The following is a 13,539-nucleotide window of genomic DNA, read 5'->3' on the forward strand; positions in this document are numbered from 1 at the left end:
AGAGGGGAAGATTCCAATGGACTGTCCATCATGCCCCCGCAACCAGACCGCATCTTCAAAAGGTGGCACATCTCCGGGTGCTTCCAGCCAAAGGTGGCCCTTGGCATATTTGCCATCCGAAGCCGCTTATCGCTGACTCATGCCCTCAGCACACGGCAAACGAACTTTACGATACAAATCCACGGTGAAGATCCTCCCTCCCTCCGTCAAAAGAAAGGGCAAAGCTGGACGACTTATTCGCGCCCGCAGCAGGGTCATCCCGCCGCTACTGTGGCAGGCTTTCTCACCGCCGTTCTCATGGTCGTCCGCCTCAGTGGAGCTGAACCTGTAGGTCGCTGCCTGTGCTCGCAGGAAGTGATCATATGCTCCTAGCATATACGGGCGCTTGTGGGCAGAACGAGATCGATCTTAACCTGTCTTATGCTTGGTGCAATTGAAGCTACAACGTTCTCAGAAATTTGACCCTGGAGGTCAAAAACATCGTCGCGCTTGCCATCGTATCGATCCGCCCAGTCATGCGATCCGGTTTGCGCGCCAATCAGCTTTCCAGTCACACCCAACCGGTTACCAACTCCACAATCAGAACCCTCCAGCACGTGGCGGACACCAAGTTCACGGCCTATACGACGCACATCAACAGAAAGCCCTTTGTAAGAAAAAGAAGAGTTTCGGGCGACTACGAATGTCCAGGGCACTCTGGACAAGCTGGTAATAATGTCTTCGGTAATACCTTCTGCGAAATAGTCCTGCTCTGCGTCAGACGGCAGATTTTCAAACGCCAATACGGCCACTGGAGGTTTGTCAGGGCGAGATTGAGCTGCTGGGCGCGTGGTGACGAATGAAGTCTGAACAGAGTAGGCTGTCACAGTGCGCGCGATATTCTTCAGGTATTGCGATCCTATTTCTGCGAACGCAATATCCACCTTACCTATGACGTCTTCGTATACCCCCATTGAAACGATAATGCCTACGGGAGGAGCCAGACCTTCCAGCCGGGCCGCGATGTTGACGCCGTCACCAAGAACATCACCGTTGTCATCAAAAACATCACCCGCGTGAATTCCCATACGAAATTGAACCTCCGGGATTTGCCCGCGTGCCGCGTTCCGCTCAACCATCTGACGCTGCATCGTTTCCGCACACGCCACCGCATCCAAAACCGAAGAAAACTATGCAAAAAAACCGTCACCGGTCTTTTTGAACAGGCGCCCGCCATTCAATCCGATATGCGGCTCCAGCGCTCTAAAGTGACCCTTGTTAGCGTGCAAAGTGGCTTGCTCGTCAGTACTGACAGCGCGCTATAGTCAACAATGTCAGCTGCGAGTATTGCCGCTAGGTGTCGTTCCAAACAAAAACCCTCCCGCGCATCCATTTTAAAGAAGTGTCACAAGGATATTAGGGGCTTCTCGTACAAATCGCTTAGGCTACGTCTCGAAAGTCGGCCGCACGATAAGGCACAATCAGTTCAGAAATCGGCGCCAGGATACCGCGTTTGCGAAGTGGGTCTACACTCATGTCGAGTAGGAGTTCATCGTGATAGTGGAACATGTGAAGCAGAAGTGTGGCGGAACGTCCCGGCCCTTCTGGCATCCATGATTGTTTCCAGGACTTTAGCGCATCGATATCGCTTTGCATGGCCTCAGCATCCGGTAGGAGCACACGACCTGCAACGACTTCCGCAAGCCATTTGGCCTGAAGCGCGAAGGTCGTCACACTCATGAAGGAGGACGCCCGACCCACGAATGCAAGGTTTGGCACCGAGGGGTGTAGGACATGCCGGTATAAATAGAACCCATCCGGCCCATCATCCAAAGAGTTGAGTATCGACTTCGGTAGATATGGGTAGCCGGTCTTCCAGCCCGTGCCGAAGACGACACAATCGACCTCAAGAGAAACCCCATCCGCAAGGTCGATTCCGCTGGAAGAGAATGCACTCACACCTGTTCGATGTGCAGAAATCTTACCAGATCGGATAAAGTCGATGAGCTCAGGACGTGGAACCATAGTTACTTCCGTAAACGCGTCGAATTCGACAGGCGTCTCAGGCATCAGGGTCTCACCACGTGCGATTTGCGTTCGCAATCGTTGCTGGGTACTGAGCAGCAGTTCTACGATACGCCAGAACAGCCAGGGCAACGGATATCCTATTGAGTGGATAGCGCGCACGATTGGGCTGGGTCTCACATACGGAGGGATCAGGGCTGCAACAAGGCGTGTCAGCATTCCCCATTTGAAAGGAAGAACACCCAGCAATTTGCGCGGAACAGGCCAGTGTGCGGTTCGGAATACGAGGTGAACCTTTTCCGCGACACCCACAGCCGAACCCGCTATATCTGTGGCACTTTTTCCGTAACCGATTACAGCGACACGACGACCTTTGAGTTGCGATATGTCTTTAAATTCGCTGGCGTGAAGGACTTCTCCTCCAAAATCTTCACGTTTGGGAATGTTCGGGACATTTGGTGTCTCTGAATAGAGCCCGGTTGCAACAACAACGAGATCGACTTCAACATCTTCAGATCCTTCGGAGCCACTAACCTCAAGTAACCACACGTCAGTTTTGCGCTCAATCAAGGTGACGCGGGTGCCTAACCGTAAGCACTCTCGTATTCCGAAATGATCGCAATAATCCTCCAGATACTCTCGAAAGACCGGCCCCGGAGTGAAATGAGACGCTTCTTCGGAAAGCGGAAAATCCGGGAACTCGTACAGGTCCTTTTGCACCTGAACGCCAAAATCGTGGTATCCATCCGCCCAGACACCGCCAAGGTACGGATTGCGATCAAAAACAGTGCAGTGGATCCCAACCCTCGTCAGGCATTTTGCAGTAGCAAGCCCGGAAACCCCCGCACCAATGATAGCGGCGGTTTTTACCTCCCCTACTTTCATGCCTCAGTTCCCCGTCGCAAAATTCGCGATAAACCCAAGAGAACGACACCCACAAGCCAGAGCGCCAGAACATAGGCACCGAACACGGTCCAAAGCGCCCATACCCAAAGGCCTTGCCAAATTGTCTTTGCTTGATTTAACCCGGTCTGACCGAGGCGAGAACGCAAAATGAACAACATATTGAGCAGCCCAATCGCAGCGCCGATTGCTGTTCCAATCCAAAAGAAATCGCCCATAACAACCCCCCAAGGCGATATCAGGATATCACGAAATCACAGTTTTAGAAAGTAAGGCGACCATTGGCGCTTTTGAAATCACAGACGGCATCGAAGTCGCCGTTGCCGTCATGCCCCTGAGAACTCGTTCAAAATCTTAGCTTGCCCGCTCGTACCAAGATTGCCCCTACAGCCTGTTTCAATGAGCTATTGGAGGAAGCCGCAGCAGCACTTGGTAGCGAGATTGGTGTCAGGAAGATACACGTCGACAAACTTTGCAAAGTCTGCTTTCTGCGCATCGCAGACCTTAGCGAGAATCCAAGCAAAAAGGCCGCATGGAACCCAAGGTTCCTTGGGGAGGCCCTTTGCGAGATTGCGCAACGCAAAGGGCCATTACCGCAACGACTAAGCCAAAAACTGATTGAATTCATCACTAAGGCAGACAATCGCGCAGCGCAAAACTATGGGCAAACTACGCAAACTTATGGGGTGTGCGAAGTGTTATGCGCGCACCTACAAACCGTGTAGGTGCGCTCGTAACGCTACATTGCCGACATTGATTTCATTGAAGAAAATCTTGGAACTTTGCCCATAACTCTTCGCGGTATTTGCGCATAACTTTGCACGATTTGCCCATATGTTTGCATGCTATAGAGAACTCATCGAACAAACAGACTCTCAGGCTTACCTGCGGTGCCTAAATGTTACTTACTCCCAATGGCCAGCAGACGAGCGCCAAGTGTTGGCTTCGCCATCCCAAACACTAGCGCTGACGCAAGGCGTTGGGTTTATTGCGTCGCATTTGGATCCATGAATATCTGCCACGACAACGCGTTGACGCCCAAAATCAACAACAGTCCAGCCTTGATTGAGCAATGAATGAACCTCCTCTTCAACCAGGAAGTGCGACATGCATCCGCCAGTTCCGCAGTAAAGAGATGCGGCGCTCGAACACGCAAAACCAGACTCATTCAAAACCCAGTCGCGTTGTAGATCTCCGTCGAGATCGACCCTTTCAACCGCGCCCCAGGCTATGTCAAATTGACCGTCGTTGAACTCCGCGCAGGCTCGTGCCGCCAAATCAACCCTCGCCTGCAAACCGGGCGGAAGTTGCGATACATCAGCCGCGACAGCTGGTGAGGTCCAAACAAGGCCCGAAGCAAGCACAATCCCGGCGACCAAACATTTCATCTTACACGCTATTTGGGAAGCTGGTTGGAAGGAGGTATCAATTGCACTGATCATACCTATAGTCCCCATATTCCAGCCAGTTTGCCGAGCCTTCGCTAAAAATCAGAAACTCGGACCTGTCCTCCCCAAGCAGGGCGACGACAAATCCGGCGGGCGGCACAGAGTTTCCAAAGTAACTGTAGGCCGTCATGGCTCTGATCGACTCGCCGTTGACCGTTACTAGCGCGTCCCACTCTCCCTCCGGGTTGTCCAGAATTACATATTCGATCTGGCGTTTTATCGCTCCACCACCACAATAGACGATGCCTTCGGGTGCTTCGTAGGACCCCCCCTGGCTAGTATCTGAATCGCACGCGGAACGAAGGGACCGAATTGCCGCGCCGGAACCTTTCAAGTCAAAGATTCCGTAGCTTACATCTTGATCAATCATCGACAGATTAACTGTTGCATTGGCCGCAAGCTGGTCCAGTACAAAACCATAGTCCTCTTGACTATTGAAACTGACCTCGACGGGATAGTTGTCGACGATCTGCATGGCAGCGTTTTCTGCGCCAACCTGAAATGCACCAACCTCGGTGGTGCCGTTCTTCAAAAAACGAATGGAGAGCCCCTGCTTTTCCACGATGTCCTGGCTATCCTCATATCCAGCCGGAGCAAAGCGGATACGATTACACTGAAGCTCCAGCGTCATGTTTCCGGTCTGAATAAAGGCATTGGGGTTGGGCCCGGAACTGAACGACCACTCCGCCGATGCCGTGGTTGCTATTACTATCATTAGCGCTCCAATGGAAATCGTCTTGAAACTCATTTTCTCTCTCCATTTTGTTGCGTTTCGCACTTTCATTCAGCAGAGAATCCGGCCCGCCGCCCCGGCCACCAGATCAGGAAACAGGTGCGCCGTATTCGTTTGCGCCTTCTTCCGAAGGTCGTGTCAGCCACCAGATCATCAAGATGGACAGAACCAATTGAAGAATTGAGACAACAACAATACCGGTTACGCCCAGGACTGCGGCGGGTCCTCGTAATGCATCGGGGTTTTCGGTCCCTTGCTCCAACACCGAGAAGAACGCCACCCCACCCAACATAACAAAAAGCGTTGTAATGCTGAGCGCCATCGGCAGCAGCAAATACCAGCCAGGTCGTCCTGTATCATGCAGCCTCCGCCAACCGGCGGCCAGCATAGGTATGATAACTGCAAGTTGGAAAACAAAGGACAGAACCCGAGATCCTTGCCCCGTTTCGGGGTTGGTCCCGAATATGACCGTATCCAGCACAGCTAAAGCAGCACTCACGAGAACCACAAACAAGAAGAACCACCAGTATTCTGAGCGTATAGCCCGACCGGAGAACTGGAAGTATTTCGAGAAACACGTTTTAACGGCTTCAACAAACCCCATTTTCAATCCTTTCTTAGTTTCTGTGCGAACTCAGAACGCGTCGCCGACCCAAAAGAACACATTCTCCCTTATGAGTGCTCCCACCTACCTTTTTGTTTAAAAGCAGAAGCCTATCGTACGAGAGCGTAAAGAAGTTTACAAAAAAAATATTGATTTATGAAGAATAAGATTCAAACATTCGAATTCGACACAACTTTATTTTACCTCCGTTGTGGTCGCTGCTGCTCGCTGTGCCGAGCCCTTCCGACTGCTGGAGTGAGTGCTGGCGGTCGGAAGGCCTTCTCCATTGATCGAGCGTTGGGAGGACGCGATGCTTGGACTTAACGAACTAGCCCTCCCTCCAGAGTTCGCTTTAGCTTTTTCCAGTGGCGCCATTCGGGCATCACGCGTTGTTGGCGGTCTCGGCAGTCAACGAAAAATCGTTCCGTCGAAAAAGCCCTCCGCGGCAGGTTTTGGGCAAGATAGTCACAGGGTCGAGGTATGTTCCATTGGCTGTCCAGATACGAGAGCTTCAAACAAGCACATCCAATTTGATTAATTTCAACGAACCCAGAGGGAGAAGAAAATGACCAACAAGATGGTGAAGATTGCGGGCGCAACTTGTTTCGCACTGCTTGCGGCCTGCGACGATACGAGTACATCAAGCGCGTCAGCCGAGCTCACGCCAGCCCAACAGGCGTGTTTGCGAGATGTAGCCAACACGACGAACAATTCGCAAGTCGTGGTGCTCTCATCCGCCTTTAGCGAGGCGGGAACACAGGTTACTGTAGGCGTTGGTGAGGATCGTGCTCCTTGGAATTGCATTGCTTACAGTGATGGAGCAACAGCTGGTATCGAGTTCCTGGGCGACGAAGGCGCATTGTGACCAGTCTGCTGCGTAGCCGAAAACGGCTGCGCAGCACTGGCTTGATCTGCTGAGGTTCGACTTGGTTTGTAGAACCACCATCATTGTATTCGCGATCCTTTACCTGTTGGCGTTGATTGCATTCTTGACGGGCACATTTGGCTGGTTGGGACAGGAAAGAGACCCTTTGTCCGGGGTGTTCCTTCTGCCGTTGGGGCTACCTTGGATACTTGTAGCGGACTCGATCTCAGAGGCGGCCAAACCGTGGTTCGCGGCGCTCGCACCGGTGCTCAACCTGTTGGCGCTGGTCTTGATTTGCAGATGGGCACACGGTTTGCGCCGGCAGTAATAGCCGCGCTTATCCTCACCAAAAGGGAGGAAAACATGGGAAAAGTGATCTTGGGTATTGTGATCGGGCTCGTCCTCGGCGTGGTTGGGGCGATGACCCTGGGTGGCGGCGCCGCGGTGGGTGTTGGCGTTGCGACAGGCTTGTCCGCCGGTGACTGCACCACATTGAAAGGAGCACAAGCTGAAAATCTGATCACCGCCGAGCAAGCGGATCAGATCCTCAATCGCGTAAATTCCGAGATGGCAACACTGCAAGGACTTGAAACGATAGACGAGGTCGTAGGCAGCGCACAGGCATGCGATGAGTTTCTATCAAAGTTGAGGGATGCGAAGTAAGGTTCCTGCCCACGAGGAACAGAACATCAAGGATAGACCAAAAGAGGACCTGCTTGTGAAACGTAGTCTAATGAACCTTGTCACTCCTGTACTTGCGATCAGCGGAACAGCCGCGCTGGCCATGTCAGACGCCGACGACGCTTGCATCGACCATTTGCGGCAGGTTGGTGGACCAGACGGTCAATCCGGTACGATAGAAAGCTCAGAGTTCTCGGAAGCAGGTACGCTCGTCATGCTACGCGACGCAGGCGGAACGCTTTGGCGCTGTATCGCGTACAAGGATGGAAGCATTGGCGAGATGTCGGTTGTCGAGGCGATGGATGATGGCGGTGGCGCCATGGCAGGTGCCCCCGGCTCTACCGGTAACCAACGTGTCAAATTCGATGCCGGCTCCACTGGCGCCGAACTTGTTGGCCAACTCGCGCCCGGAGCGTCGCAGCAATACCTTCTCGGTGCAAAGAACGAACAGTTCCTTTACGTCCGCGTTGCTCCGCGAAATGGCTCCTTGGACTACGTCATTCGTAACCCCGATGGTTCTGAACTGTTGGGATTGATGTCGGCGGACAATGAGTATCGAGGACAGCTTTGGCAATCCGGTGATCATGTTGTGGAGGTTATCAATCGCAGCAACTCTTCCGTCGACTACAACGTAATTTTCGGAATTGAATAGGTTATCGACCAGAAATCCTGGATCTCTAGTCCAATACTGCAAGGAGCGAAAAGATGAAATCCAAGGTCCTATTGGTGATAGGCACGGCGTGTATTGCTGCGCTCGCAGCATGCGATGAGAGTGGCGGATCGGTGGATGCAAGTGCACCAACTGTGGGCAGCTCTAGCGATCTTTCGTCATTTGAAGGGGCAAGAGCGGGACAGGCTGAAATGGGCATCCAGAGTCTCGGATTTGAACTCATCCGAAGCGAAGGGCTGACCTCGTACTGGTTTAACACGGATACTGGTGCATGTGCTCGGATCACAACATCTGAGGGAAGGTACTCAGATGTAGCTATGCTGCCATCAGGTGACTGCTGACACATTTTCATCGATCTAACATCCGCAATAGGGAGCACTAGTACGCATTTTGATCTGGCACATGCGGCGGTCATCGTTGTCGCTCTGATTGTTACAAACCTGGCATTGAAGTCGTCCGGCGTGATCAACGAAGAAAGCAAACACCAATGGAACTGGAAAGTTTTTCTGGCCTACTTCCTGGTCGTCTTTATCATCAACCTGGTGTGGCCAATTTAACGCTGCATGGCGGAAGGCTTATCACCCACTTGAAATGGATCTCGAGAATGAGCCGCTCCAATAGATTACAAAGTGGGAAGAGTTTGAGCATAACAGGCTCAAAAATAGAAAGGAGCTGGCATGCGGTTTTTGACGTCACTGATATTCATTGGTGTTCTTGCAACTACTGCAAATTCTGACGTAACCAGTCGAAACGGTGGCCCAAGCAACAGTCAAATGCTTTCAAAGGGTGGCGACGGAGGTGTTGATGGCGTCGCTTTCTTTCGCCCGGTCTTGAGCGGAGTTTTGTATCGCTCTGGCTTCAAAGGCGGTGACAAGGATCGAACGGGTCTGAGTAACGTTCAGCGCGAAACCCTGTGCGATGAGGGGTTTTCAACCGGGTTTTATGCGGACTTCGGCAAAAACACTCAATACGGTCGCACCAGTTGCGGAAACGGATCTTTCGACTATCAAAGCGCCAGATCCTCCCGACCCGATGCTGTCATGGCGTCCATACACGAGGTGATTGAAAACCCTGGTAAGGGCCCTGTCCTGATACACTGCATGTGGGGCGTTCATTCCTCGGGCGCATTGTCGGCAATGGCGCTCGTTCAGTTTTGCGGTTGGACGGAAGAAAGGGCCAAGGAATATTGGAATGACGCCCGAAACGGGGCGCCTTGTTCAGGCGGATGCGACAAGTGGATTGACACAAAATTCTCCAACTTCAGTGTCGACCCAAAGTTAAAAATCTCCACCGAACAAAAGGCAGCGATTTGCCCTAAATGATACCGGGAGGACTATCCAAATGAAGTTCAATCTTCTGGGGCCACTTGCTTTCATCGCACCCACTGTCTTGTGGGCGAACGACGAAGTTCTCGGTGAAGCCACAACATTTGATAGTCCCAACGGCGTTTCTGAACGTTGTATTCGGATCGAAAAAGTTCCAACGGGCGAGTACAAGAACAGCGATCTTGAGGAAGAAAAAGCCTATTGCGAGATCGATTTCTATGCCTCTGAAATTGCTATTTGCCCAAAAACCTGGAGCACCAGCCCAGGAATGGCCGTCTACGATATTTCGGAAGGACCCTACATGGGGAACCGTTCTGAATTCGAGAGAAACGCTTGCAAAGAGGGCAAGTTGGCAAAAGATCTGGCCAAAGACAGGGTGGCTAAATTCAAGTCCACCATGAACCAAAAGGGCACCAGTGGAACGTTTTCCACTTCTTCGCTGCTTTACTATCATTTCTCCAGGTATTTCGACACGACTGTCAAAGTTCCAGTCGCGGTTTGGCGCAGCATGGACGCCCAGGCGCATTTTTCCGAGGTCGCAGAGCCTGGTCTTGCGATTTCTGGTGGCTCTCATGGCGGGCGCATGAACCACGAAGGCTGGCGTGTCTTCGCAGCTGCGGATGCCGACCCGAACTCATACCAACCGACCGATGATCTATTCACATCGGATCGAACGCAAATATATGGTGTACTGCTTGATAGCCCTGGGCATCGATACGGCTCGGAAATCAACGGCACCCGTAAATCTGGTTGGGGGAAAGGCCAAAACCGTGATTTTCAGGAAACCCCCGCTTTCTTGGCTTTGCGTTCTTCAAAACCATTGTCTGAGGCCATTGCAGAGGGCGTCGGAGAAGGCCGAAAAGACCGGATGATCAACAAGGATCTCGGTCCCGATGTCAGCGACCAACAGATGGCATTTTGGATGCAAGAACTTACCGAGATTGTTCTCCTCGATTTCATCTTTAGCCAGCAGGACCGCGTAGGAAACATAGACTTCACACCCTATTGGTATTGGGTCGAAGACGGAAAGCTGAAGCATAAGAAAGCCAAGCACCATCAGCCGAATGATGGAGATATTCCCGCCGAGGCATTATTAATCCGTCGCAGCAATCTAAACGACAACGATGCTGGTGGGCGGGTCGAGTATGCTAACTTCGCGAAATCTACTCATATGCTAGAGAAAATGCGGCACTTCTCTCCAAGCACTTACCGGCGCTTGGTTGCATTGAATAGCGACCTTCAAACCCAAGGCCCGGTTTATGACTGGCTGTCGCTAAGCCTTGGGCTTTCAGACAGTCAGATTGCACAAGCCGTCAAAAATACCGCGCTGGCAACGTCCATCCTCCAGAACAATTGTTCTAATGGTGATTTGATGTTCGACTTGGATCCTGTCGCATTCTTTTTGAGAAACGACACCGAGGTAGAGACAGTGGATTGTAATGACACGTAGGCTTTCTACGCTTTTTGCGGCGTTCATTTGGACCGCTCTGATCGCCTGCAAAGCGGCGGCATTGGATGTTATCGTCATATCGGATCTGAACGGCAGCTATGGTTCGGTGAAATACGATGCCCGCGTCGACAAAGCGATTGAGCGGGTAGTCGAGATTGATCCCGATTTGGTGATTTCGACGGGCGATATGGTCGCGGGACAGCGCATTCCCAACTTGTCAGACAAACAGGTCAGAGAGATGTGGAAGGCGTTTCACGAGGCCGTATCAGATCCTTTAGCGGCTGCCGGAATTCCATTTGCGGTCACGCCTGGAAACCATGATGCCTCCGCCTACAGTGGGTTCGAGCGTGAAAGAAAAGTATACGCAGAGGAATGGATACCAAGAAAACCAGACGTCGATTTCCTGGTTTCGGATGACTACCCGTTCTTCTACGCGTTTGAGATGCAGGGCGTAACGTTTGCATCTCTGGATGCAACGACCTTAGGGCCGCTATCCGGTGATCAACAGGACCGACTTGGGGAATTGGGTGCAAATGGAAATCCGGTTGTCACTTTCAGTCACCTCCCACTCTGGCCCTTCGCGATCCAGCGCGAACGCGAAATCATCGGTGACCCAACACTTGAAAAAATTTACCTAGAAAGCGGTGTCGTTCTGCATCTGTCAGGCCACCATCATGCCTTCTACCCAGGCTGGAAAGACGGTGTGGCTTATGTTTCCCAAGCTTGTTTGGGAGGTGGCCCGCGACGGCTTATTGGTGACAATGCCAAATCACCTCACAGCTTCACTCATGTTACGTTCCAACCAAACGGAGAGTTTGGAATAGCAGTATATCGAGGGCCTGATTTCGAAAGGTCAGTAAACTTCAAGTCGCTCCCGAAAGAGATCAGATCCCCGAATGCGGTGTTGAAACGCTTAGACCTTGTGAAATGATTAGAGGTTGAGTTTCAGCTCAACTTTTTCAGGGACCAGATCGTTTATCATCTCTTCGATCCGAGCTTCCGACAATCCACCCGAGGTAATGAAAAGCAAAGAAACGCGAGATTTTCCGGGTACGTGGTGTTTTCTGACCAACTTCCAGCCAGCGTCTGCGGCCATAGCTTCAATGTCCCCGCTGACTTTCAATGAGTGCTCTTCGTCTGAAGCCTTGAGCGAAATTTCCACGCCCTTGTTTCGCCCACCGAGCCAAATGAAACACCAACACACAATCGCCACCAGTGTGGCCATCAGCGGTAAGCCCAAACCGACCGCGAGCCCAAGCACGGTCACTATAATCATTTCAACCGTGTCGACCGGGTCATCCATATTTGATCGGAACCTTAACAGAGCTCCTATTCCAAAAATCACGAACCCAATCATCGATCCGTGCTGTACGACCAGAAACCCAACCACCATGCCGACAAGCGCGTATAGGAAGAACAGTCGCGGCATAACGATATCGCTGACACTTCTGCGGGCTCTCCGCCTCACAGGATGATAGACGATCAAACCAGCCAGAATGATCGTGACGATCACATCGAGAGTGAAGAAATACAGTTCCTGTTTGCCACGAAACTGCGTCCACCGGCGTTCGATAACGATTTCCGACCCCGAAGCCCCGGCCAGCATCGTCGCAGGGTCGACTTGTGACACCGCAGCACCTGGCAACAGCAGCATCAACAACACGGTCACAAATGTGAGGGTCGTATTCAACTTGTCTTCCTTCCTGCTCACGCCAAAGGCTTACGCTTAACCAAAGGCACATCGTGCACTATTCAATTCAATCGCAACAGGCGGGATCAGGTAAAGAGATTACAGTGCATTCTTCGGACATCGTATCCGGACTGTGATACGAACGCTGATACAGGGATGTGGTCCAAGCGCGAGAGAATCCAATGACAGAAAACAGATTGTTTTTGTCAAATGCTGAAATTTCACGGTGTTTCTGCAAACTTAGACGACTTGCTTTTGCAGCCAGCTTGGTTGCGGCAGCCTTCTTGCCTTGGACCGATTTTGCCTGCGCCGAAAGTGCTGGTTTGGTTCTGGTCGATAAATTCAAGGTGGCAGACAAATCAGAGGGATTTTCGGAACCTTCCGGTTTAACAATGTCTAACGCTGAAGGTTTCTTGTGGTCTGTAAGTGATGCCGAACCTAAACTGCACCTACTCGGAGTCGACGGGGTATTAGGAAACTCTTTCAAGTTGCCAGCATTGGTAGGATCAGATTTGGAGGGCGTCGCATCACGAAAAGATGGGACTGTTTTAGTACTTCAGGAAACTGATCGATCAATTCTAGTCGTTCACCCGACTGACCCCATTCAACTAACTACAATCCCTCTCACATCTCTCAAAGGCTACTCGGACGCCGCTGAATTGCTCGTCGGTAACCCTTTGAACAAGGGACCTGAGGGCATCGCCGTCGACCCGGAATCCGGGCGGGTATTCATTGGCATTGAGGGACAACCAAGGTTGTTAATGGTCGTATCACCGGAGCTAGATGAAATTGTTGAGATCATTCCTTTAGACCGCGATGCAGGTTTCATCTCCGAGCGTGTAGATGATGATGAACTGGATTTGAGCGGCCTGGCATGGTCCCCATCTTCACGTTCTCTTTGGATTGTAAGTGACAAAGGCCGTCAAATCTTCGTCTACAATCCAGAGTCCAAGTCCATAAAGTCTATCAGTTTGACGTTCACAGAAGATGGCAAACAAAAGGAAGTTAAACATCCCGAAGGAATCGCTCTCGATGAGACCAAAGGGCTTCTCTACATCCTGACAGACGACGCCAAGAAATCGCGGCTTTATGTTTTTAATATTCCCTAATTTTGATCGCTAGAGAATGAAGCTCACACCGCCACGATAGCTTCCGCAAGTTGTTGC

Annotated in this window: 13 protein-coding genes; 6 read left to right on the forward strand and 7 right to left on the reverse strand. The window is 51.7% G+C overall.

What is annotated here, in order from left to right; translation table 11 throughout:
- Positions 1–368 precede the first annotated feature (368 nt).
- From AC2FLU_RS03805 to AC2FLU_RS03830, 6 genes are all read right to left on the reverse strand, one after another.
- On the reverse strand, positions 369–1,130 hold the full coding sequence (locus tag AC2FLU_RS03805; RefSeq protein WP_496715670.1) for an adenylate/guanylate cyclase domain-containing protein: 762 nt from the start codon (positions 1,128–1,130) through the stop codon (positions 369–371).
- Between the two features lie 289 nt (positions 1,131–1,419).
- The gene (locus AC2FLU_RS03810) at positions 1,420–2,889 is read right to left on the reverse strand and encodes a flavin-containing monooxygenase (protein ID WP_496808989.1); all 1,470 of its coding nucleotides are present in this window, start codon (positions 2,887–2,889) and stop codon (positions 1,420–1,422) included.
- Positions 2,886–3,125 carry a hypothetical protein gene (locus AC2FLU_RS03815; RefSeq protein WP_480607462.1) on the reverse strand — a complete coding sequence of 80 codons (240 nt, stop codon included), beginning with the start codon at positions 3,123–3,125 and terminating at the stop codon, positions 2,886–2,888. Before AC2FLU_RS03815 ends, AC2FLU_RS03810 begins: the two co-directional genes overlap by 4 nt.
- A gap of 687 nt (positions 3,126–3,812) precedes the next feature.
- Positions 3,813–4,349 carry a hypothetical protein gene (locus AC2FLU_RS03820; protein ID WP_480521194.1) on the reverse strand — a complete coding sequence of 179 codons (537 nt, stop codon included), beginning with the start codon at positions 4,347–4,349 and terminating at the stop codon, positions 3,813–3,815.
- Entirely contained in the window at positions 4,333–5,103 is a 771-nt protein-coding gene (locus AC2FLU_RS03825; protein ID WP_496808988.1) for a hypothetical protein, read from the reverse strand. Before AC2FLU_RS03825 ends, AC2FLU_RS03820 begins: the two co-directional genes overlap by 17 nt.
- Positions 5,104–5,176: 73 nt before the next feature.
- A complete protein-coding gene (locus AC2FLU_RS03830; protein ID WP_480521198.1) occupies positions 5,177–5,692 on the reverse strand; it encodes a DUF805 domain-containing protein in 516 nt (171 codons plus the stop codon).
- 565 nt (positions 5,693–6,257) lie between these two features.
- On the opposite strand from AC2FLU_RS03830, the gene AC2FLU_RS03835 reads away from it, so the two are divergent.
- The 5 genes from AC2FLU_RS03835 to AC2FLU_RS03855 all read left to right on the forward strand — a co-directional run bounded on the left by AC2FLU_RS03835 (position 6,258) and on the right by AC2FLU_RS03855 (position 11,614).
- Entirely contained in the window at positions 6,258–6,557 is a 300-nt protein-coding gene (locus AC2FLU_RS03835) for a hypothetical protein (RefSeq protein WP_480521200.1), read from the forward strand.
- Positions 6,558–6,920: 363 nt separating this feature from the next.
- Positions 6,921–7,220, forward strand: a complete 300-nt coding sequence (locus tag AC2FLU_RS03840; protein WP_480474852.1) for a hypothetical protein — start codon at positions 6,921–6,923, stop codon at positions 7,218–7,220.
- Between the two features lie 55 nt (positions 7,221–7,275).
- A complete protein-coding gene (locus AC2FLU_RS03845; RefSeq protein ID WP_480623875.1) occupies positions 7,276–7,890 on the forward strand; it encodes a hypothetical protein in 615 nt (204 codons plus the stop codon).
- Between the two features lie 1,359 nt (positions 7,891–9,249).
- A complete protein-coding gene (locus AC2FLU_RS03850; protein WP_480555941.1) occupies positions 9,250–10,683 on the forward strand; it encodes a hypothetical protein in 1,434 nt (477 codons plus the stop codon).
- The gene (locus tag AC2FLU_RS03855) at positions 10,673–11,614 is read left to right on the forward strand and encodes a metallophosphoesterase family protein (RefSeq protein WP_496715674.1); all 942 of its coding nucleotides are present in this window, start codon (positions 10,673–10,675) and stop codon (positions 11,612–11,614) included. Before AC2FLU_RS03850 ends, AC2FLU_RS03855 begins: the two co-directional genes overlap by 11 nt.
- On the opposite strand, the gene AC2FLU_RS03860 is transcribed toward AC2FLU_RS03855, so the two are convergent.
- A complete protein-coding gene (locus AC2FLU_RS03860; protein WP_480521210.1) occupies positions 11,615–12,373 on the reverse strand; it encodes a hypothetical protein in 759 nt (252 codons plus the stop codon).
- A 182-nt stretch (positions 12,374–12,555) separates the two neighbouring features.
- On the opposite strand from AC2FLU_RS03860, the gene AC2FLU_RS03865 reads away from it, so the two are divergent.
- Positions 12,556–13,482, forward strand: a complete 927-nt coding sequence (locus AC2FLU_RS03865; RefSeq protein ID WP_496808987.1) for an SdiA-regulated domain-containing protein — start codon at positions 12,556–12,558, stop codon at positions 13,480–13,482.
- Positions 13,483–13,539 lie beyond the last annotated feature (57 nt).

The organism is Ruegeria sp. SAZD013 (assembly GCF_059612525.1).

Excerpts from the sequence above, each read along its gene's own strand:
- AC2FLU_RS03805 (WP_496715670.1), bottom strand. The coding sequence starts at position 1,130 with ATGCAGCGTCAGATGGTTGAGCGGAACGCGGCACGCGGGCAAATCCCG.
- AC2FLU_RS03810 (WP_496808989.1), bottom strand. The coding sequence starts at position 2,889 with ATGAAAGTAGGGGAGGTAAAAACCGCCGCTATCATTGGTGCGGGGGTT.
- AC2FLU_RS03815 (WP_480607462.1), bottom strand. The coding sequence starts at position 3,125 with ATGGGCGATTTCTTTTGGATTGGAACAGCAATCGGCGCTGCGATTGGG.
- AC2FLU_RS03820 (WP_480521194.1), bottom strand. The coding sequence starts at position 4,349 with ATGATCAGTGCAATTGATACCTCCTTCCAACCAGCTTCCCAAATAGCG.
- AC2FLU_RS03825 (WP_496808988.1), bottom strand. The coding sequence starts at position 5,103 with ATGAGTTTCAAGACGATTTCCATTGGAGCGCTAATGATAGTAATAGCA.
- AC2FLU_RS03830 (WP_480521198.1), bottom strand. The coding sequence starts at position 5,692 with ATGGGGTTTGTTGAAGCCGTTAAAACGTGTTTCTCGAAATACTTCCAG.
- AC2FLU_RS03835 (WP_480521200.1), top strand. The coding sequence starts at position 6,258 with ATGACCAACAAGATGGTGAAGATTGCGGGCGCAACTTGTTTCGCACTG.
- AC2FLU_RS03840 (WP_480474852.1), top strand. The coding sequence starts at position 6,921 with ATGGGAAAAGTGATCTTGGGTATTGTGATCGGGCTCGTCCTCGGCGTG.
- AC2FLU_RS03850 (WP_480555941.1), top strand. The coding sequence starts at position 9,250 with ATGAAGTTCAATCTTCTGGGGCCACTTGCTTTCATCGCACCCACTGTC.
- AC2FLU_RS03855 (WP_496715674.1), top strand. The coding sequence starts at position 10,673 with ATGACACGTAGGCTTTCTACGCTTTTTGCGGCGTTCATTTGGACCGCT.
- AC2FLU_RS03865 (WP_496808987.1), top strand. The coding sequence starts at position 12,556 with ATGACAGAAAACAGATTGTTTTTGTCAAATGCTGAAATTTCACGGTGT.